At 58.2% G+C, this 18,754-nt stretch carries 18 protein-coding genes; 13 read left to right on the plus strand and 5 right to left on the minus strand.

Features of this window, described 5'->3' with window-relative positions:
• Positions 1 to 62: 62 nt before the first annotated feature.
• Positions 63 to 203, plus strand: a complete 141-nt coding sequence (locus tag GGE33_RS01955) for a hypothetical protein (protein WP_183685256.1) — start codon at positions 63 to 65, stop codon at positions 201 to 203.
• Positions 204 to 451: 248 nt separating this feature from the next.
• Entirely contained in the window at positions 452 to 1,558 is a 1,107-nt protein-coding gene (locus GGE33_RS01960) for a TRAP transporter substrate-binding protein (RefSeq protein ID WP_148143376.1), read from the plus strand.
• A 103-nt stretch (positions 1,559 to 1,661) separates the two neighbouring features.
• Here the strand turns inward: GGE33_RS01960 and GGE33_RS01965 are convergent, their stop codons facing one another.
• Together GGE33_RS01965 and GGE33_RS01970 are read right to left on the minus strand one after the other, a co-directional pair.
• The gene (locus GGE33_RS01965; RefSeq protein ID WP_148143377.1) at positions 1,662 to 3,146 is read right to left on the minus strand and encodes a TRAP transporter large permease; all 1,485 of its coding nucleotides are present in this window, start codon (positions 3,144 to 3,146) and stop codon (positions 1,662 to 1,664) included.
• 19 nt (positions 3,147 to 3,165) lie between these two features.
• Positions 3,166 to 3,705, minus strand: coding sequence for a TRAP transporter small permease subunit (locus GGE33_RS01970; protein ID WP_148143379.1), 540 nt, complete (start codon positions 3,703 to 3,705; stop codon positions 3,166 to 3,168).
• Between the two features lie 331 nt (positions 3,706 to 4,036).
• Between GGE33_RS01970 and GGE33_RS01975 the strand changes: the two genes are divergently transcribed.
• The 4 genes from GGE33_RS01975 to GGE33_RS01990 all read left to right on the plus strand — a co-directional run bounded on the left by GGE33_RS01975 (position 4,037) and on the right by GGE33_RS01990 (position 8,896).
• Positions 4,037 to 6,358 (plus strand): putative bifunctional diguanylate cyclase/phosphodiesterase, encoded by a 2,322-nt coding sequence (locus GGE33_RS01975; RefSeq protein WP_183821054.1) that lies wholly within the window; start codon positions 4,037 to 4,039, stop codon positions 6,356 to 6,358.
• Positions 6,359 to 6,531: 173 nt separating this feature from the next.
• Positions 6,532 to 7,290: an N-acyl amino acid synthase FeeM domain-containing protein gene (locus GGE33_RS01980; RefSeq protein ID WP_148143383.1), complete on the plus strand. Its 759-nt coding sequence runs from the start codon at positions 6,532 to 6,534 to the stop codon at positions 7,288 to 7,290.
• 159 nt (positions 7,291 to 7,449) lie between these two features.
• The gene (locus GGE33_RS01985; protein WP_183821055.1) at positions 7,450 to 7,674 is read left to right on the plus strand and encodes an aa3-type cytochrome c oxidase subunit IV; all 225 of its coding nucleotides are present in this window, start codon (positions 7,450 to 7,452) and stop codon (positions 7,672 to 7,674) included.
• 199 nt (positions 7,675 to 7,873) lie between these two features.
• Positions 7,874 to 8,896, plus strand: a complete 1,023-nt coding sequence (locus GGE33_RS01990) for an LLM class flavin-dependent oxidoreductase (RefSeq protein WP_183821056.1) — start codon at positions 7,874 to 7,876, stop codon at positions 8,894 to 8,896.
• 91 nt (positions 8,897 to 8,987) lie between these two features.
• Here GGE33_RS01990 and GGE33_RS01995 read toward each other — a convergent pair whose 3' ends face one another.
• The gene (locus GGE33_RS01995; RefSeq protein ID WP_246435794.1) at positions 8,988 to 9,821 is read right to left on the minus strand and encodes a tetratricopeptide repeat protein; all 834 of its coding nucleotides are present in this window, start codon (positions 9,819 to 9,821) and stop codon (positions 8,988 to 8,990) included.
• A gap of 178 nt (positions 9,822 to 9,999) precedes the next feature.
• Complete coding sequence (gene rpsU, locus GGE33_RS02000) at positions 10,000 to 10,230, minus strand: 30S ribosomal protein S21 (RefSeq protein WP_112457677.1); 231 nt, start codon at positions 10,228 to 10,230, stop codon at positions 10,000 to 10,002.
• 376 nt (positions 10,231 to 10,606) lie between these two features.
• Between rpsU and GGE33_RS02005 the strand changes: the two genes are divergently transcribed.
• From GGE33_RS02005 to GGE33_RS02035, 7 genes are all read left to right on the plus strand, one after another.
• A complete protein-coding gene (locus GGE33_RS02005) occupies positions 10,607 to 11,335 on the plus strand; it encodes a hypothetical protein (RefSeq protein ID WP_183821058.1) in 729 nt (242 codons plus the stop codon).
• Between the two features lie 158 nt (positions 11,336 to 11,493).
• The gene (locus GGE33_RS02010) at positions 11,494 to 12,747 is read left to right on the plus strand and encodes a sarcosine oxidase subunit beta family protein (RefSeq protein ID WP_183821059.1); all 1,254 of its coding nucleotides are present in this window, start codon (positions 11,494 to 11,496) and stop codon (positions 12,745 to 12,747) included.
• A gap of 17 nt (positions 12,748 to 12,764) precedes the next feature.
• The gene (locus GGE33_RS02015) at positions 12,765 to 13,121 is read left to right on the plus strand and encodes a sarcosine oxidase subunit delta (RefSeq protein ID WP_183821060.1); all 357 of its coding nucleotides are present in this window, start codon (positions 12,765 to 12,767) and stop codon (positions 13,119 to 13,121) included.
• Positions 13,118 to 16,093, plus strand: coding sequence for a sarcosine oxidase subunit alpha (locus GGE33_RS02020; RefSeq protein ID WP_183821061.1), 2,976 nt, complete (start codon positions 13,118 to 13,120; stop codon positions 16,091 to 16,093). Before GGE33_RS02015 ends, GGE33_RS02020 begins: the two co-directional genes overlap by 4 nt.
• Entirely contained in the window at positions 16,086 to 16,658 is a 573-nt protein-coding gene (locus GGE33_RS02025) for a sarcosine oxidase subunit gamma (protein WP_183821062.1), read from the plus strand. Before GGE33_RS02020 ends, GGE33_RS02025 begins: the two co-directional genes overlap by 8 nt.
• An 83-nt stretch (positions 16,659 to 16,741) precedes the next feature.
• Positions 16,742 to 17,047 (plus strand): hypothetical protein, encoded by a 306-nt coding sequence (locus GGE33_RS02030; RefSeq protein ID WP_183821063.1) that lies wholly within the window; start codon positions 16,742 to 16,744, stop codon positions 17,045 to 17,047.
• A 71-nt stretch (positions 17,048 to 17,118) separates the two neighbouring features.
• Positions 17,119 to 18,246: a zinc-binding dehydrogenase gene (locus tag GGE33_RS02035; protein WP_183821064.1), complete on the plus strand. Its 1,128-nt coding sequence runs from the start codon at positions 17,119 to 17,121 to the stop codon at positions 18,244 to 18,246.
• Here GGE33_RS02035 and GGE33_RS02040 read toward each other — a convergent pair.
• Entirely contained in the window at positions 18,243 to 18,728 is a 486-nt protein-coding gene (locus GGE33_RS02040; RefSeq protein ID WP_148143403.1) for a MaoC family dehydratase, read from the minus strand. The genes GGE33_RS02035 and GGE33_RS02040 overlap by 4 nt on opposite strands.
• Positions 18,729 to 18,754: the final 26 nt, after the last annotated feature.

Genomic DNA, 18,754 nt, shown 5'->3' on the forward strand with positions numbered 1-18,754 from the left:
TCATGAAGCGATCTGCTCTTCGGGAGGAGGTTACAGGTGGTCCAATCAAAAGGAGACCTCTCATGTTTGCCGCTCTTTCACCCTATGTCGCTGGCCTCGTTATTCTCTGGTGGCTGGCCGGTGCCTACGTCATTCCACGCGATTTCATTCGTGTGCAGCGGAGCAAGCGTGCTGCAGAGAGTGAGAAGTTCCTCCACGGGTAAGTGTATCCAGTACGGAGCTTTACTGAATAAATCTGTGGCTGCCGAAATAATGGGCATATCCTGCTGAAAACAATTTATAATTAGAGTTTCGAACACTACAGACGAAAGTCTAATTCGTTATTGGCACTTCAACCCCTCGTTTGCGTTTCCCCTCGCTTGCAAGCCTTTAGGCAACATGTTTACCTCATCGATGATGTCCGGTGGATTGGAGGATGCGCCGGAAGTCGATCGTGATCGGGAGGATATTCATGGATCGTCGTCAGTTCTTCAAGAAAGCTGCAGTCACCGGAGCGGGCGCGCTTGCTGCCGGATCTCTGGCTGCACCTGCAATCGCTCAGGCCAATCCCAAGATTACATGGCGTCTCACGTCGTCGTTTCCGAAATCGCTCGATACGATCTATGGCGGCGCGGACGACATTTCCAAGCATGTCGCGGCGGCTACGGATGGCAACTTTACCATCCAGCCTTTCGCCGCCGGCGAAATCGTGCCCGGCTTGCAGGCGGCTGACGCAGTCACGTCCGGAACGGTCGAGATGTGCCACACCTGCTCTTACTATTTCGTCGGCAAGGATCCGACATTTGCGATCGGGACGGCAATTCCGTTCGGCATGAATGCGCGATTGACCAATTCCTGGTTCTACCAGGGTAACGGCAACACGCTGATGAACGAGTTCTATGCCAAGCATAACATTTACGGTCTGCCGGCCGGCAATACCGGGGCGCAGATGGGGGGCTGGTTCCGCAAGGAAATCAACACCGTCGACGACTTCAAGGGCGTAAAGATGCGCATTGCCGGGATTGCCGGCAAGGTGCTCGAGAAACTCGGGGCCGTGCCGCAGCAGATCGCCGGCGGCGATATCTATCCGGCCCTCGAAAAAGGCACGATCGATGCTGCCGAGTGGGTGGGGCCTTACGACGACCACAAGCTCGGCTTCTTCAAGGTTGCAAAATACTATTATTACCCGGCGTTCTGGGAAGGCGGGCCGACGATCCACTCCTTCATCAACCTCGACAAATGGAACAATCTGCCGAAGCAGTATCAGGCGGCGCTGACCGATGCCTGCGCGTTTGCCAATACCAACATGATGGCGAAATACGACCAGAAAAACCCGACCGCGATCAAGCAGATCGTCTCGCAGGGCACGACCCTGCGGCCCTTCAGCCAGGATATCCTTGAAGCGTGCTACAACGCCGCGCTCGAAGTCTACAAAGAGATCTCGGCAACGAATGCGGACTTCAAGAAGGTCTATGAGGATCAGGTCGCCTTCAAGAAGGAGGGGTACTTGTGGATGCAGTTGTCGGAATACACGTTCGACACGTTCATGATGATCCAGCAGCGTAACGGCAAGCTCTGATCATCGGCCTCTGATTTTGAGAATAAAGAAACCCCGGAGCTAGGCTTCGGGGTTTCTGCGTTCCGGATAAGAAAAGGCCCGGTTCGATGCCGGGCCTTTGATATTAGTTGAATTTCGGTGGTTCGGACAGATTGGGAGCAGCAGGCTGGGCCGGCGCGCCGTCCATGGGCGGCAGGCCGAAGTTCGGCATGCCATTTCCGCCGCTGTCATTGCCAAAGCCCGGAACCTCGATCTTGATCGTGTTCAAATCCACATCCGGTGCCTTGTCCAGCCAGTAGGTGACGGATTCGGGCCAGAAGATGATGATGGCGACGAGGATGAGCTGCATGCCGAGCCATGGGATCGCACCTAGATAGATATCCTTGGTCTTGACGGTCTTCGGCGCGATCGAGCGCAGGTAGAAGAGTGCAAAGCCGAAGGGCGGGTGCATGAAACTCGTCTGCATGTTGACGCAGAGCAGGACGCCGAACCAGATCAGGTCGATGCCGAGGGACTGGGCGACGGGCGCCAGAAGCGGCAGGACGATGAAGGCGATTTCGAAGAAATCGAGGAAGAACGCCAGGAAGAAGATGAAGATGTTTACGAAGATCAGGAAGCCGAGCGCGCCGCCTGGAATGTGAGAGAGCAGATGCTCGATCCACAGGCCGCCATCCATGCCCTGGAACACAAGACTGAAGCAGGTCGCGCCGACCAGGATGAAGACCACCATGGAGGTGATTGTCATTGTGGAATGCATGGCCTGCTTGATCAGATCCCAGGTCAGGCGGCGATGCAGGGCGGCAAGTACCATGGCGCCGACAACGCCGAGAGCACCAGCTTCCGTCGGAGTTGCAAGACCGAGGAAAAGCGTGCCGAGCACGAGGAAGATCAGCACGACCGACGGCACCATGCCCCAGAGGACACGCATGACGAGGGCTGCATTCAACTCGCCGCGCGCTTCCGGTGGCAGAGGCGGGACATCCTTCGGGCGCACGATCGACAGGACGAAGATGAAGCCGAGGAAGATCAGGACCTGGAGGATCGAGGGCCCGATCGCGCCGAGATACATGTCGCCGACCGAACGGCCGAGCTGGTCTGCAAGCACGATGAGAACGAGAGACGGCGGGATGACCTGGGTAATCGTGCCTGACGCAGCAATAACGCCGGTCGCGAGCCGCGGATTATAGCCGTATTTCAGCATGATCGGCAGCGAGATCACGCCCATGGTGATGACCGATGCCGCGACGGTGCCGGTAATTGCACCGAGAATGGCGCCGACGATGATCACCGCATAGGCAAGGCCGCCCGGAATGGCGCCGAACAGCTTGCCCGTGCCCTCCAGCAGATCCTCCGCCAGGCCGCAACGCTCGAGGATTGCCCCCATGAAGGTGAAGAACGGGATGGCAAGCAACAGGTCGTTGGAGACGATGCCGAAAATGCGCAATGGCAGCGCCTGCAGGAAAGCGAATTCGAAGTGGCCGGTGGCAATGCCGAGCAGACCGAAAAACAGGCCGACTGCCGACAGAGAGAAGGCGACCGGAAAACCGTAGAGCATGAAGATGATCATGCCCAGGAACATGGCTGGCGGCATTATGCCGAATGCGAACATGGCTTAATCCCCCGGTGCCTTATTGAAGCGGTTTTTCGTAGGTCGTGTCGACCTCAAGGGTGCCCGTAAGCCCCGCGATCCGCTTGATTAATTCGGAGAACCCCTGCAGCGCGAGCAGCACGAAACCTGCGACAATCACAAGCTTGACAGGCCAGCGAAGAAGGCCGCCGGCGTTGGAGGACATCTCGCCCTGCTGGAAGGAGAGAGAGAAAAACGGCCAGGAAAGCCATGCGAGATAGAGGCAGGCCGGAATGAGGAAGATGATCAGGCCGAGCGTATCGATCCACAGTCGCGTGCGATCCGAAACGGCGCCATAGATAAGGTCTACGCGTACATGTTCATTCAGGCGCAACGTATGCGAGGCGCCGATCAGCACGATGAAGGCGAAGAGATACCACTGGATCTCAAGCCAGCCATTCGAGCTGTAGTTGAACATGTAACGGATGAAGGCGTTGCCCGCGCTGATCAAACAGCAAGCCAGCACGAGGTAACCGGAAAATTTTCCCAGCACTTCGCTCAAGCGGTCTATCAGGCCGCTAAACCGTAATAACAGTCTCATTCGTTCCCACTCCCAACAGGTCCTTTTATCCCGCCTGTTCTTTGGTGGCGATGTAAACGAAGGTCTAAGGAAAGAAAAGCGGAAACGACTAACGCGAATTGGCAGCGGCCCTCAAGGCGGCGGCTCCGAAATGCTTCCGGCGTCGATCCTTGCGCTGAGAAACGTTGTTTTCGGCATCTAGAATACGGCGCTCTTGCTTTACGTTTCGTTGAACACGTTTGGATGTTCACCCCCCAAAGTCGAAGGGGTTAAACCGAGCAACAATCAAATCTTAAAAGATTTTCTTCAGTGTCGCGCGAAAGCCAAGGGAATGAGACCCGGTGGAGACCCGATGAAGGATTTGGAAGCGAAGACGCTACCGACAGAGCTGTATCTGCCGTTCGTCGAATCGCTATTCAAGAACCGTGGAACATTATGGACTGGAATGGTTGTCCATATCCTGTCCTGCGCGATCATTTTTGCTACGACCGGTTCCCGATTCTATCTCCTCATGATCGCGGTGTTCATCACCGTATTCGGCTATCGCATCTACTGGTTCCGCCGGTTCAGCCTGATCGACCACAGCCAGCTTTCCAAGAGCGAAATCGAAGCGTGGGAATCGCGCTATGTTCATGGCGCGGCTGCCACCGCGTTCGTGCTCGGCATTGGTAGTGCCTATGCGGTCCTTGTGCTCAAGGATATGCTGGCGGCATTCATGTGCATCGCCGTCACGATGGCCTCGATGGTCTCCATCGTTGGCCGAAATTACGGTTCCGCCCGTGCGGTCGCGCTCCAGACAATCGGCTGCTGCCTGCCGCTGGTCCTCGCCTGCCTGCTGACGGGAGACATCTATCTCGCCCTGATCTCGCTTTTCCTGATCCCGTTCGGCCTGACGACCCAGTCCATGGCGAAGGGCGTGCGGGAATTCCTCTACGAAAATGTGCTGGCCTCGCGGGAAATGACGCGGATCGCCGACCAGCTCGATATAGCACTCACTACAATGACCCATGCCTTGATCATGCTCGATGCAGATGGTCGTGTGCAGGTAATCAATCGTCGTGCCTGCGAGCTTCTTGATCTGCCGGATGCGGACGAGCTGAAGGGGGCAGCATTCATCACCGTCTTGAGACGAAGCGGCCAGTCGCTTTCGGATGATATCCTGAAAAAGATAGGACAGCTGTCTGCGGGGCAGGCGGGCAAGACGCTCCTGTGTTTAAAGGAAACCGTCTATCTCGAATTCTCGCTCAGCCACCGCACAGACGGTGGCGTCGTCATGTTGTTCGAAGATGTCAGCGCTCGCGTGGCAGCCGAAGAAAAGATCCTGCATCTGGTGCGCTACGATACGCTGACGGGATTGCCGACGCGCGGCTACTTCGCCGAGCTTGCAGCCCGGCATCTCAGAGAGGCCAATACCGACCTCTTTGCCGCCTTTGTCATCTTTGACGTCGACGGGTTCAAGCATGTCAACGATATGCAAGGCCATGTTGTCGGCGATCGACTTCTTGCCGCGATATCCGACCGGCTTGTGCATGAAGCGGGCGAGGAGATCATCGTCGGCCGGTTGGTCGGCGACGAATTCGTAATTTTTGCCACAGGAAGGGATCGCGCTGCTCTGGAAGTTCGTATCAACGGCATCCAGACCGAAATTCAGGGAAGCTATCGTGTCGACAGGCTCGACCTGCCGGTATTCGTAAATGCCGGCGGAGTGATTCTCGAAGGTCAGGACTTCGACATGGAAGCCTGGCAGATCAAGGCGGATCTGGCTCTCAACGACGCAAAGTCGGTTGGCAACGGAACATTGACGATGTTCCGGCCGGAAATGGACGCCCGTTATGTGGCGGAACAGCGGCTGAAGGCCGATTTGCGTCTGGCGATAGAGCAGGGAGACCTGACCGTCGTTTACCAGCCAATGTATCGTCCGGACGGCTCCGAGATGGAATGCTGCGAGGCATTGGTTCGCTGGTCGCATCCGGAGCGCGGCTTTATCGGTCCCAACATCTTCATTCCGATGGCCGAGAGCATGGGGCTGATTTCCGAGATCACCAGGTTCGTCCTCGAACGCGCCTGTGCGGATTGTGTTTCCTGGCAGAACGGGATCTCGGTTTCGGTCAACCTGTCCATCCACGATCTCCGTGGTGGTCAGATCGTGCCGCTGGTGGCAGACATACTGGCACGTTCCAAGCTCGATCCGACGCGCCTGCACCTGGAGGTCACCGAAAGCTGCTTTATGGACGAACCCGTGGTTGTCAGCACGACACTCGGCAGGTTGCGCGCAAGCGGTGTGACGATCGCTATCGATGATTTCGGCACAGGTTTCTCAAGCCTCAGCTATCTCGATTCCCTGCCCATCGATATCGTCAAGATCGATCGTGCCTTCGTGCGAGATATCGGCACCGAGCCGCGTCGCCTGAAGCTCCTCAGCGGTATCGTGCATCTGTCTCGCGAACTCGATCTCAGGATCGTTGTCGAAGGCGTGGAGACGTTCGAGCAGCTTGAACTGGTCAAGAAGCACCGGTTTGCAGATCTCATCCAAGGCTACATTTTCTCCCCGCCGATTCCTGCAAATGCGATCGCGGAACTTAGCCAGAAGACCGCTTCTGCCCGCAAGCTTGCCAGCCGACAAAATCGCCGCGACAAGGGCGCAGAACCGCGCGCTTTCGGTACCGCGGGCTGATCAATCCTCTCGTCTCATTTGCAAACGAACCGACTAATGTAGGGTGTTCTGAAATGCTACGGTTAACCTGTTGTTAACCATAAGTTTTAAAAGACTGTTAATCATGATCTTCGTCATTGCGATCACGCCCCGTTTCAGGGTTAATCAATCGTTAATAGCGATGGGTAGCCCAAATGTCAGTGGTTCAGAGTTTTTCAGACAAAGCATTTTCCGAAAAACTGCTCTCGGCACTCGACCATATCGAGTATCGACGCATTGAGGGACACGAGGATTTCGAGGATGTGGCGCGCTTGCGCTACAAGGCCTACAAGGCCCAGAACGTGTTGCCTGTCGGGGCGAGCCATCTCCTGGATGAAATCGATTTCGTCCCGCATGCCTATGTCTTCGGTATCTATTACTACGAAGAGCTGATCTCGACTGTACGGGTACATCACGTCACGTCGGAGCATCGGACCTGCCAGTCGGTCGGCGTCTTTCCCGATGCGGTGAACAATCTGCTAGATGCAGGGCTGACATTCATCGATCCGGCCCGTTTTGCCGTCGATCCGGATATTGTCGGTGAATTGCCGGCCATTCCCTATATCACGCTTCGCCCGTCGATCATGGCGGCCATTCACTTTGACGCCGACCGGGTTCTGCAGCACATCCGGCCGCCGCATGCCGCCTTCTACCGGCGGGTCTTCCTCGCAGACACGATCGTGCCGCCGACGATTGCTCCCATATATGGGTTCGAGCTGACGCTGCTGGCATCCAGGGTTCGCGAAGTGCGTCCGCAGCTGATGCGCCGCTTCCCGCTTTTCCAATCGGAGGCCTATGAACGGCGCCTGATGTTTGCCGAGCGGCCGATGGTTCTGTCGCCGCCGCTAACGGTGCTGCCAACAGCGCGGTTTGCCAGCAGGCCGACTTCGCCGGAAATGGCATTTCTTCGCTGATTTCGGTTGGGCAGCGCCTCCGCCAACCGATCTCGCAAGCCATTGCACTCGACGGTTGTTCGTGTATTCCTTATATAGCCCGATACTTAAGCGGGTCGCAGGGAGAGTTGGGCTATCAGATCAACGGTAGCCGGATATGCGGACACCAGGGAGAGGCTCATGGACGATCATCACAATGGACCAGTAGAGATTGGCGCGCCGATGGATCACATGGCGCATGAGCAGACTTACGAGTCATTTCTGGCGGCAGCCAAGTGGGGGACGATGACCATTGCCGCCTTGCTGATTGCCATGGCTGGTGGCTTCTTTGGTGGCCTAGGGCTGATCGGCGGTCTGGTCCTGTTCGTCATCCTCAACATTATCGGCGTTTTTCTGCTGCGATAGAGGCTTGCTGGTGCCGCTGATCCAAGCGGCATGCAGGTCGTCCGGATACTGGAAGAGGCGTTGGCGACGGGTTCGTCTCGTCGTTCAATATCAATGAACAATCCGTTTCGGCCAATCCGGCACTCGCGGACTAACAGAAGTTACTCCGGCATGCCATGTAAGCGTCAATAACATTCACACGCTTATGCCGGAGTGCCTCATGAAGAAGATCGGATTTCTCTCTTTCGGCCATTGGACGCCGTCACCCCAGTCGCAGACCCGCTCGGCTGGCGATACGCTTCTGCAGTCGATCGATCTTGCCGTTGCTGCTGAAGAGCTGGGTGCCGACGGCGCCTATTTCCGCGTTCACCATTTTGCCCGTCAGCTCGCTTCGCCTTTTCCGCTGCTTGCGGCTGTTGGTGCCAGGACCAGCAAAATCGAGATCGGTACAGGCGTTATCGACATGCGCTACGAGAACCCGCTTTACATGGCGGAAGATGCCGGCGCTGCCGATCTCATTTCGAAGGGGCGTTTGCAGCTGGGTATCAGCCGCGGTTCGCCTGAGCAAGTCATCGATGGATGGCGATATTTCGGTTATGAACCGGAAGAGGGAAAGACGGACGCGGATATGGGGCGCCGCCATGCCGAAGTCTTCCTTGACGTCTTGAGAGGGCAAGGCTTTGCCAAGCCCAATCCGCGTCCGATGTTCCCCAATCCTCCGGGCATGCTCCGGCTTGAGCCGCATTCGGAAGGTCTGCGTGAGCGTATCTGGTGGGGTGCCGGTTCGAATGCGACCGCCATATGGGCCGCGCAGAAGGGGATGAACCTGCAGAGCTCGACCTTGAAAGATGACGAGACCGGCGAGGCCTTCCACATTCAGCAGGCCAAGCAAATCCGCGCCTATCGTGAAGCATGGAAGGAGGCCGGCCATGATCGTGAGCCCTGTGTTTCGGTCAGCCGCAGTATCTTTGCTCTGGTTGATGATCGCGACCGGGCCTATTTCGGTCGCGGTGGCAAGGAAGAGGATTCCATCGGCTTCATCGACGAGAAGACGCGGGCGATCTTCGGTAAGTCCTATGCTGCAGAGCCGGATGTCTTGATCGAGGAGCTGCGCAAGGACGAGGCAATTGCCGAGGCTGATACGCTGCTGTTGACCGTGCCAAACCAATTGGGCGTCGAATACAACGCCCATGTGATCGAGGCCATCCTGAAGCATGTTGCCCCGGCTCTCGGTTGGCGCTGAAGCTCATTCGATCAGCCCAGAACTAACAATGCCGCCCGAAATTCTCGGGCGGCATTGTTTTTTGGGTCTCAAAGATTAGACGTCCTGCCTGTCAGGCGCCGCCGCTGCGGGTGCGCGCTGCGCCATCGACGGCTGGTTTGTAGTTCGGGTCGAGCCGGACGGCGTGCGAATAGGACTTGTAAGCGCGAGCGCGGTCACCGCGACGCTCGTAAACCAATGCCTGGTTGGCCCAGGATTCGGCGATCTTGTCGTTTAGTTCGATCGCACGGTTGAAGTCGGCGAAGGCATTGTCGTCGTCGTTCAGAGCGACATAGGAAATGCCGCGGCCGTTATAGGGTTCCGGCGCGCTTGACGACAGCGAAATGGCCTTGGAGAAATCCTCGATCGCCTGGGCATGCTGACCGCGGACCTGATAGATCAGGCCGCGATTGTGATAGGCACGACCATCGGTCGTATCCAGCTGAATCGCTTTGTTGAAGTCGTTGAACGCTTCGTCGTTGCGGCCGGCCTGGCGATAGATATTGCCACGGCCGATATAGGCGACGTCATAATTCGGGTTGATCTGCAGCGCGCGGTTATAATCGTTGGCCGCATCGACCGGCTTGCCCATGTTGCGATAGACGAGCCCCCGGTTGGCATAGGCCTGATAGAACTGCGGATTGAGTTGGATGGCGCGGTTGAAATCGTCCACTGCGCGCTTGAATTCGCCGGCGCGACCATAAGCGGAGCCGCGGCTGTTGTAACCTTCCGGGTCGGATGGGTTCGACTGGATGACCGATGACAGCGAGGCGATGTTTTCCTGCGAGCCTTGCGCGCGATCGACGCGAATAACGTCAGTTGTCGTCGGCCCCGTAGCGCATCCCGCCAAGCTCGCCATACCGACGAGCACGCCTGTAATCAGGGTGCGAGAGCGTAGTGTGGTCATGAGCGGCAGGGTGGAAGATTCGATTCCATCGGTAGCAACGGAAGTCTTGGCGGCCATCAGGCGCAGGTCCTTGTATCGGCAGGTTTGAGTCTCAATCGACCCGGTGCAATGAAAAAAGCGGCGGCGCCTAAGTCGCCCCCGCTCCATAATCACATAAAAGCGTCGAAAAGACGGCCGATTAACGAGCCGGACGCGGCGTGGACGGCAGCAGGCCTTCGCGCTGCATGCGCTTGCGAGCCAGCTTGCGAACGCGACGAACAGCTTCAGCCTTTTCGCGAGCGCGCTTTTCAGACGGCTTTTCGTAGTAATCGCGCATTTTCATTTCGCGGAAAACACCTTCGCGCTGCAGCTTCTTCTTGAGAGCGCGGAGAGCCTGATCAACGTTGTTGTCGCGGACAAGTACCTGCACGTGAAATCCCGTTCCTTTGGTTTGTTGTTCGCCTCAGTCACTGTCTGATTTCAAGGCGAAAAAATAGTGATGCCCGGCGAAAGGCCGTGCGATTGGTGAACGCAGATAACAGATGAGTCTGCGGAAGTCCATATATGCCGACGCCGTTAATGTGAAAAATGGATGCAAGCTTCTCCGGATGCTTCAAAGCGCCTCTTCGGTCACGAGGCGCGCCACCGTCTCAGTGTATCTATTTTGATGTGTTTATAAAATAGAAAACCATAGGTTGCGTTTCCGTTTTTGCTGATGCAGACTTCGCTTGCGTCAGGGCGCGCAGCAATTCGCATGTCATTTCACCATGAAGGGGAGGCTGGCTCGGCCAGCCCAGGGGCGAAGCATGTTCAGATTAATCATATGTGCGGGGTTGTTTGTCGGTCTTGCCGGTTGTTCGCCGAATATGGCGGTCAAGCCGGTTCAATTCGGGGAAACCAAGGGTGTGGTCAGCGGGGCGAACTTGAGGTTGGTCACGGAGAGACGGCGATCAGCCTATCCGAGCGTGGTATGCAGCGAGCCTAGTCCGGACTATGCCGTAGCATTCGGATCCAACCGGACGCTTAAGGTCACGCCGCCGGCGGGGTCGTCACGTTCTACCGTAGAGACCGGATCCGAGACTTCCGAATTTGTCCTTGAAGGGGAGGGGCGCGCTGAGGCGGTACTTGCGCTGAGGGACGGCCTCTACACTGCATGCCAGAGCTATGCCAACGGCATTATCGGGAAGGATGCCTATGCCATCATCCTCAGTCAGTATGGTAATCTGCTCCTTGGTCTTGTGGGCAAGGCTGGGGCCGGCGCGGTGCCTGCCTCCGGCCCCAATGCGGCGATGTCTGCCATGACTGTTGCGTGCATCAGCGGTCACGATGGATCGCGGCCGGGCTCAACCTCCAATTCGCTGCTTACGCATCAATTCTGCTCCAAGGTATTGCGGGCCGCGCTCGCGCGGTCGGGTCCCTCTGTCGGCGTCACCGTCAACCCGACGAAAAAAGATGATCCGGTCAAAGCCAAGCCTGGCGGGAAAAGTCCCGATAAAGGGGCGGATGGCGAGAAAAAGGGTGAAGCTGCGAGATAGCCCTTATCCTTGCGCGGCATTTTCCGTTGTGTCGAAACAATCCTCCGATGCGTCGCAATATGGCCATTGCGGCGCATATTGATTTGCGATGGGTATCGTCCTACCCAAGTCTCTGATGGTCGGATGACCAACGGAACCGAGCAAGGAAGAGGGGCGCGATGCGCAAATATTCGGTTTTCGCCATAGCCCGCGAGGCAATGCGCGCCCACAAGGGATGGGAGGCGCAGTGGACGTCCCCGGAACCGCGTTCCAGCTATGATGTGATTATCGTTGGTGCCGGCGGCCATGGACTGGGAGCCGCTTACTATCTCGCGAAAGAGCATGGCATCACCAATATTGCGGTGATCGAAAAGGGCTGGCTCGGCGGCGGCAATACGGGCCGCAACACGACGATTATCCGCTCCAACTATCTCTATGAAGAGAGCATGGACATCTACGAGCATTCCCTGAAACTTTGGGAAGGCCTGAGCCAGGATCTCAATTACAACGTCATGTATTCGCCGCGCGGCGTGATGATGCTGTCACACAACATCCATGACCAGCAGTCGTTCAAGCGGCATATCAATGCCAATCGTCTTTACGGTATCGACAACGAGTGGATGACGCCGGAACAGGCAAAGGCTTTCGTGCCGGTTCTCGATATTTCCAAGACCGCGCGTTATCCGATCAACGGTGCGGCGCTGCAGCGCCGCGGCGGCACGGCCCGGCATGATGCGGTTGCCTGGGGGTTTGCGCGCGCTGCAGCGGATCGCGGTGTTCACATCATCCAGAATTGCGAAGTCACGGGTATCCGTCGCGGGCCAGGCGGTGAGGTTCAGGGTGTCGAGACATCCAAGGGCTTTATCGGAGCGAAGAAAATCGGCGTGTCGGCTGCTGGCCATTCGTCTGTCGTGATGGAGATGGCTGGCGTGCGCGTGCCGCTTGCTTCCAATCCGCTGCAGGCTTTGGTGTCCGAGCCGATGAAGCCGATCTTTCCGTGTGTGGTCATGTCCAATACCGTGCATGCGTACATCTCGCAGTCCGACAAGGGCGAACTGGTCATCGGTGCCGGTACAGATCAGTACAATTCCTACAGCCAGACGGGCGGGTTGCAGATTATAACGCATACGCTGGATGCCATCTGCGAGCTCTTCCCGATGTTTCGCCGGGTGAAGATGATGCGTCAGTGGGGAGGGATTACCGACAACACGCCGGACCGTTCGCCGATCCAGGGTGTGACGCCGGTTCCGGGCCTGTTCGTCAATTGCGGTTGGGGTACCGGCGGTTTCAAGGCAACTCCGGGCTCGGCCAATCTCTTCGCTCATCTGATTGCCAAGGGCGAGCCGCACAAGCTGGCCGCTGGCCTGACGCTTGACCGGTTCCGCACCGGCCGCCTGATCGACGAAGCGGCAGCTGCCGCCGTGGCTCATTGATTGATAGGGGATAGACGATGCTTTTGATCCACTGCCCCTATTGCGAGGAAGATCGCTCGGAGTTGGAGTTTCGCTGGGCCGGCGAGGCGCATGTCGTGCGGCCGGAAAATATCGCGGCGATTTCGGACGAGGAGTTCGCCAAATTCTTCTTCCTGCGCAACAACGAAAAAGGCCTCACTTATGAACGGTGGCGGCATATCCACGGCTGCGGCCGTTTCTTTAACGCGGCGCGCGATACGGTGAGCGACAGGTTTTTGATGACATACAAGGCTGGCTTGCCCAAGCAGCCGGTGCCGGTGGCTGAGAAATTCGCCGCAATCGCCGAGGAAAAGTCTGTGGAAACCTGGGAACAGACGGAAGGAGACGCGAGATGAGCGCTTCCTCCAATTCCGGCGCATTCCGCATCAAGGGTGCGGGCCGCCTGACGCCTGCCCGCACGGCCCGCTTCACCTTCGATGGCAAGAGCTATACGGCGCTTGAGGGGGACACGGTTGCCTCCGCGCTTCTGGCGCATGGCGTGCATCTTCTCGGCCGCTCGTTCAAATATCACCGTCCGCGCGGCATCCTGACGGCAGGCCCGGAAGAGCCGAATGCGCTTCTCGATGTGTCGCGTGATGCGGCTCGCCGCCAGCCGAACGTGCGCGCAACGGTGCAGGAAGTGTTCGACGGTGCGAAGATCTCTTCGCAGAACCGGTGGCCATCGCTGAAATACGATATCGGCGCCGTCAATGATGTGCTTGCGCCGTTCTTTGCAGCCGGCTTCTACTACAAGACCTTCATGTGGCCGAAAGAGGCTTGGGCTAAAATCTACGAACCGATCATCCGTCGCTCGGCGGGGCTCGGCGTTTCGCCGACGGAAGAAGATCCGGATCATTATGCCAGCCGTTATGTGCATTGTGATGTGCTGATCGCCGGTGCCGGTGTGGCGGGCTTGACGGCGGCACTGTCTGCTGCTGCGACGGGTAAAAAGATCATTCTCGTCGATGAGCAGCCGGAAGTCGGCGGGGCGCTGCATTACGACGCTTCGACGACGATCGACGGGCAGAACGGTTATGATTGGGCGCAGGTGACGGCTGCCAAGCTGAAGGCCATGCCGAATGTCACGGTGCTGACCCGCACAACCGTGTTCGGTTATTATAATCACGGTTTTCTTGGTCTCGTCGAACGGGTCACAGACCATGTCGCCAAGCCGACCAAGGATGCGCCGCGTGAACGCTTGTGGCAGGTGCGGACGAAAAAGGTGATCCTCGCGACGGGCTCGATCGAGCGGCACATGGTGTTCGCCAACAATGACCGGCCGGGCATCATGCTGGCATCTGCGGCGCGCAGTTTTCTCAACCATCACGGCGTGACGGTTGGCCATAATGTCGGGGTCTATACCGCTCATGATTCCGCCTATGAAGCGGCGTTCGACCTGAAGCGTGCCGGTGTCTCGATCGCCGCAATCGTCGATAGCCGCGACAAGCCGGGTGACGCGGTGCTGGCGGAAGCCCGCAAGCTCGGCATTGATGTTCTGACGGGGCATGCCGTGGTCGACACGTCGGGTCGTCTGCGGATCAATTCGATGACGGTTGCCCGCAACGGCAATTTCGATCGCCGCAAGATCAAGGTGGATGCGCTGATTGTCTCCGCAGGCTGGACGCCGTCCGTGCACCTGTTCTCGCAGTCGCGCGGGAAGCTGAAATTCGACGAGGCCAGCCAGCGCTTCTTGCCGGATGTCTATGCGCAGAACTCGGTGTCGGTCGGTGCCTGCAACGGTACGGATGATCTCGCCGAACTGATCGACGAGGCGATTATGGCCGGCGGCGGCAGGCTGGCGCTTTCGGGCGAAAACCGGTTCGAGTGGACTGGTGGCATGATCGGTGCGGCTGAAGGAGCCGGCCCGGACCATGCCGTAAAGGCATTCGTTGACTTCCAGCATGACGTGACAGCCAAGGACATTCGTCTTGCCGTCCGCGAAGGCATGCATTCGATCGAGCATATCAAGCGCTTCACCACCAATGGCATGGCCTCCGATCAGGGCAAGCTGTCCAACATGCATGGTTTGGCAATCGCGTCCGAAATGCTCGGACGGCCGATCCCGCAGGTGGGGCTCACCACGTTTCGTGCGCCCTATACCCCGGTGACCTATGGCACGCTGATCAACCATTCGCGTGGCGAGTTGTTCGATCCGGCGCGAAAGACGCCGATGCATGCGTTCGAAGAGGCGGAAGGTGCCGAGTTCGAGGATGTCGGCAACTGGAAACGCGCCTGGTATTTCCCCAAGCGCGGCGAGGATATGCACACGGCCGTCAGCCGCGAATGCAAGACGGTGCGCGATGTCGCCGGCGTTTTCGATGCCTCGACGCTCGGCAAGATCGAAGTGGTCGGGCCGGATGCGGCAGCGTTTCTCAATCTGCTTTATACAAACGCCTGGGATACGCTGAAGCCGGGAAAATGCCGTTACGGCATCATGACCCGCGAGGACGGCTTCATCTATGACGACGGCGTCGTCGGGCGTCTGGCGGAAGACCGTTTTCATGTGACGACCACGACCGGCGGTGCGCCGCGCGTGCTCAACCATATGGAAGACTATCTGCAGACGGAATTCCCGCATCTGAAGGTGTGGCTCACTTCGACGACCGAACAATGGGCGGTGATCGCGGTGCAGGGGCCAACGGCGCGAGAGATCATCGAGCCTTTCGTCGAGGGGCAGGATCTTTCCAACGAGGCCTTCCCGCATATGAGCGTTGCCGAGTGCACGGTCATGGGCGTTCCGGCGCGGCTGTTCCGCGTATCGTTCACCGGCGAGGTGGGTTACGAAATCAACGTGCCTGCCGATTACGGCGCAGCAGTGTGGAAGGCGATATGGGAACGGGCGCAAAGCATGGGTGCCTGCCTCTACGGCACCGAGACCATGCATATTCTGCGCGCCGAGAAGGGCTATCTCATCGTCGGGCAGGATACGGACGGAACGGTGACGCCGGATGACGCGGGTTATGGCTGGGCCGTCTCCAAGAAGAAGACGGACTTTGTCGGTATCCGTGGCCTGAAGCGTCCCGACCTCGTGCGCGAAGGCCGCAAGCAACTCGTCGGGATTCTGACCAAGGACCCGAAGGAAGTGCTGGAGGAGGGCGGGCAGATCGTTGCCGATCCGAACCAGCCGAAACCGATGACTATGCTCGGTCACGTCACCTCGTCCTACTGGTCGGAAAATCTCGGCCGCTCGATCGCGATCGCGCTGGTTGCCGGGGGACGGTCTAGGATGGGCGAGACGCTTTATGTGCCAATGGCCGACAAGACGATTGCCGTCGAAGTGACTGACATGGTGTTCTTCGACAAGGAAGGAGGCCGCATCAATGGCTGAGCTTGATTCCAATATCGCAACCCGTAGCCTTCCACTTTCCGGTGTTCACGGCGGTTCTGCCGCTGTGCGGCTGGAGCCGGCGCAACCTGCCGAGCGGATCAATCTGCGTGTAGGCGCCGAGGATGTGTCTGCATTGTCTGCAGCACTTGGCCTCGACCTGCCGGTGAAGCCGAAGACGTCCTCCTCTGCTAACGGGCGCACCGCGCTATGGATCGGGCCGAATGAGTGGCTGGTGTTTGCAGACGGCGGCGGTAGCATCGGAAGCAGCCTCACACAGGCTGCCGCGAGTTCGAACGTGGTGCATTCAGCGACCGATATCTCGCATCGAAACACAGCTATCCTTGTGTCTGGTCCGGGCGCTGCCGCTACGCTCAACGCCGGTTGCGCGCTGGATCTCTCGCTCGATGCTTTCCCGATCGGCGCCAGCTCGCGCACGCTGTTCGGCAAGGTGGAAATCGTGCTGCTCAGGACTGCGGAGAATACGTTCCGGGTAGAAGTCTGGCGGTCGTTCTCCGATTACGCCTTTGCTCTTCTGGCTGAAGGCGCGAGAGACGCCGCGCTCTGAATATCCGGTCTTCGACCATAGCCTAACTTGATCTTGGCTTATCGATATCGCACCCTCCCGGGTCAAAACGGGAGGGTTTTTCTATGCCGGAGACTCAATGGATCGTGCTTGGGCTGGCGGCGGCGATTGCCGGCGGTGCCATTGCTGCCAAACTGGCGGGTGTCGAACTCTGGAAGGGGCTGCTTGTCGGTGGGGCCGCAGCATTGGCCGCGCTTCTGGCCTCTTTCGCGCCCGGCATCGATCGTGATCTCTCCATGCCGATTGCGGCGTTGATTGCGTCCGGGATTGCCGGTACGACCGTCGGGCTCAGTGCTTCGCGAACCGCTCCAATCCTGATCGGTGCTGCCGTTCCGCCACTTCTCGGCATGATGATGCTGGATCTGAGTTGACAGGTGTATTGCTCTTGCAGCCGCTGCCATCCGGCGGCTAGTCTCTTCAGGCAAAACTCTGGGAGGAGTTCGTGAAGATACGTGCAGCCGTCCTGCGGCAATCGCCTGTCATACCGCCTTTTGCAATAAGCAGGCCGCTTTCCATAGAAGAACTTGATCTCGATCCGCCTGGGCGTGAAGAGGTGCTGGTGCGCATCGGTGCGGCGGGGCTTTGCCATTCCGACCTTTCCGTCATCAATGGCGACCGCCCGCGGCCTATGCCGATGGCGCTTGGCCATGAGGCATCCGGTGTCGTCGAAGCCGTCGGTCCGGGCGTACATGATCTGGTGCCGGGCGATCATGTGGTGATGAGTTTCGTACCGAGTTGCGGCCATTGCCTTGCCTGCGCCGAGGGCCGTCCGGCACTTTGTGTGCCGGGGGCCGAGGCGAATGGCAGGGGCGTGCTGCTATCGGGAGAGCGGCGGCTGATTTGCGATGAGGTTCCTGTCAATCACCACCTCGGCGTATCCGGTTTTGCCACGCATGCGGTTATCTCCCGTCACTCGGCAATAAAGATCGATCGTGATTTGCCTCTGGCGGAAGCAGCATTGTTCGGTTGTGCGGTGCTGACGGGAGTGGGGGCGGTCGTCAATACCTGCAAGATACAGGCAGGTCAGAGCGTTGCCGTGGTCGGTCTCGGCGGTGTCGGACTCGCTGCCGTGCTCGGCGCGCTTGCGAGTGGCGCGGAGCGGGTGATTGCCGTTGATCTTGCTGCGGAAAAACTGGAGGTCGCCCTTAAACTCGGTGCTACGGATGTTTTTCTGGCGGGCGATGTGGATGTAATCGAAAAGATTCGCGAGGCAACCGGCGGCGGCGTCGATCATGCGCTTGAGATGGCAGGCTCGACCCGGGCCTTCGATCTCGCATATCGCATTACGCGACGGGGAGGGACGACAGCCACAGCCGGTCTTGCCAATCCTGTCAGTCAGTTCACCATTCCGGCGGTAAGTGTTGTGGCCGAAGAACGGCGAGTGCTTGGTAGCTATCTTGGTGGATGCGTGCCCGCCCGGGATATACCCCGCTTTATTGCCCTTTACCGACGTGGAAAGTTGCCGGTGGACAGGTTGCTGTCATCAACCGGGCCGCTGGAGGAGATCAATGAGGCTTTCGACCTGCTGCATGAAGGCAAGGTCATCCGCCACGTCATTACCTTTGATTAGACGCCTTCCGGCCGATCCTTAGGGTCAAACTGCACGATGGTGATCCAGGTGGCGGTCAGTGCTGGTTTCTTCTCGTTTTCGATCTCGATCGAAACTTCATAGGTGGTCATCAGCATGCCGCCGCCCCGGAAACGGCAGTCGGACAGGGTAAAGTGGCCACGCACACGTGCGCCGCATTTGACCGGCGACATGAAGCGGACACGATCGAAGCCGTAATTTATGCCCATGGTCTGCTCGCGGATCTTTGGCACGGTGCCGAAGTTCATCGCGGAAAGAAGGGACAGCGTGAGAAAGCCGTGTGCGATCGTGCCGCCAAAAGGACTTTCGGCCGCCGCCCGCTCTGGGTCCACATGAATAAACTGGTGATCGAGCGTCGCATCGGCGAACTGGTTGATCATCGTCTGATCGACGGTGATCCAGTCCGAAACGCCGAGTTCCTGGCCCACAAGTCCTGGCACGTCGGCCAGCGAAATCTCACGCATGCAACACACCGCTTTGTCGTCGTTTT

It is taken from the genome of Aliirhizobium cellulosilyticum (genome assembly GCF_014198105.1).
Taxonomy (GTDB): domain Bacteria; phylum Pseudomonadota; class Alphaproteobacteria; order Rhizobiales; family Rhizobiaceae; genus Neorhizobium; species Neorhizobium cellulosilyticum.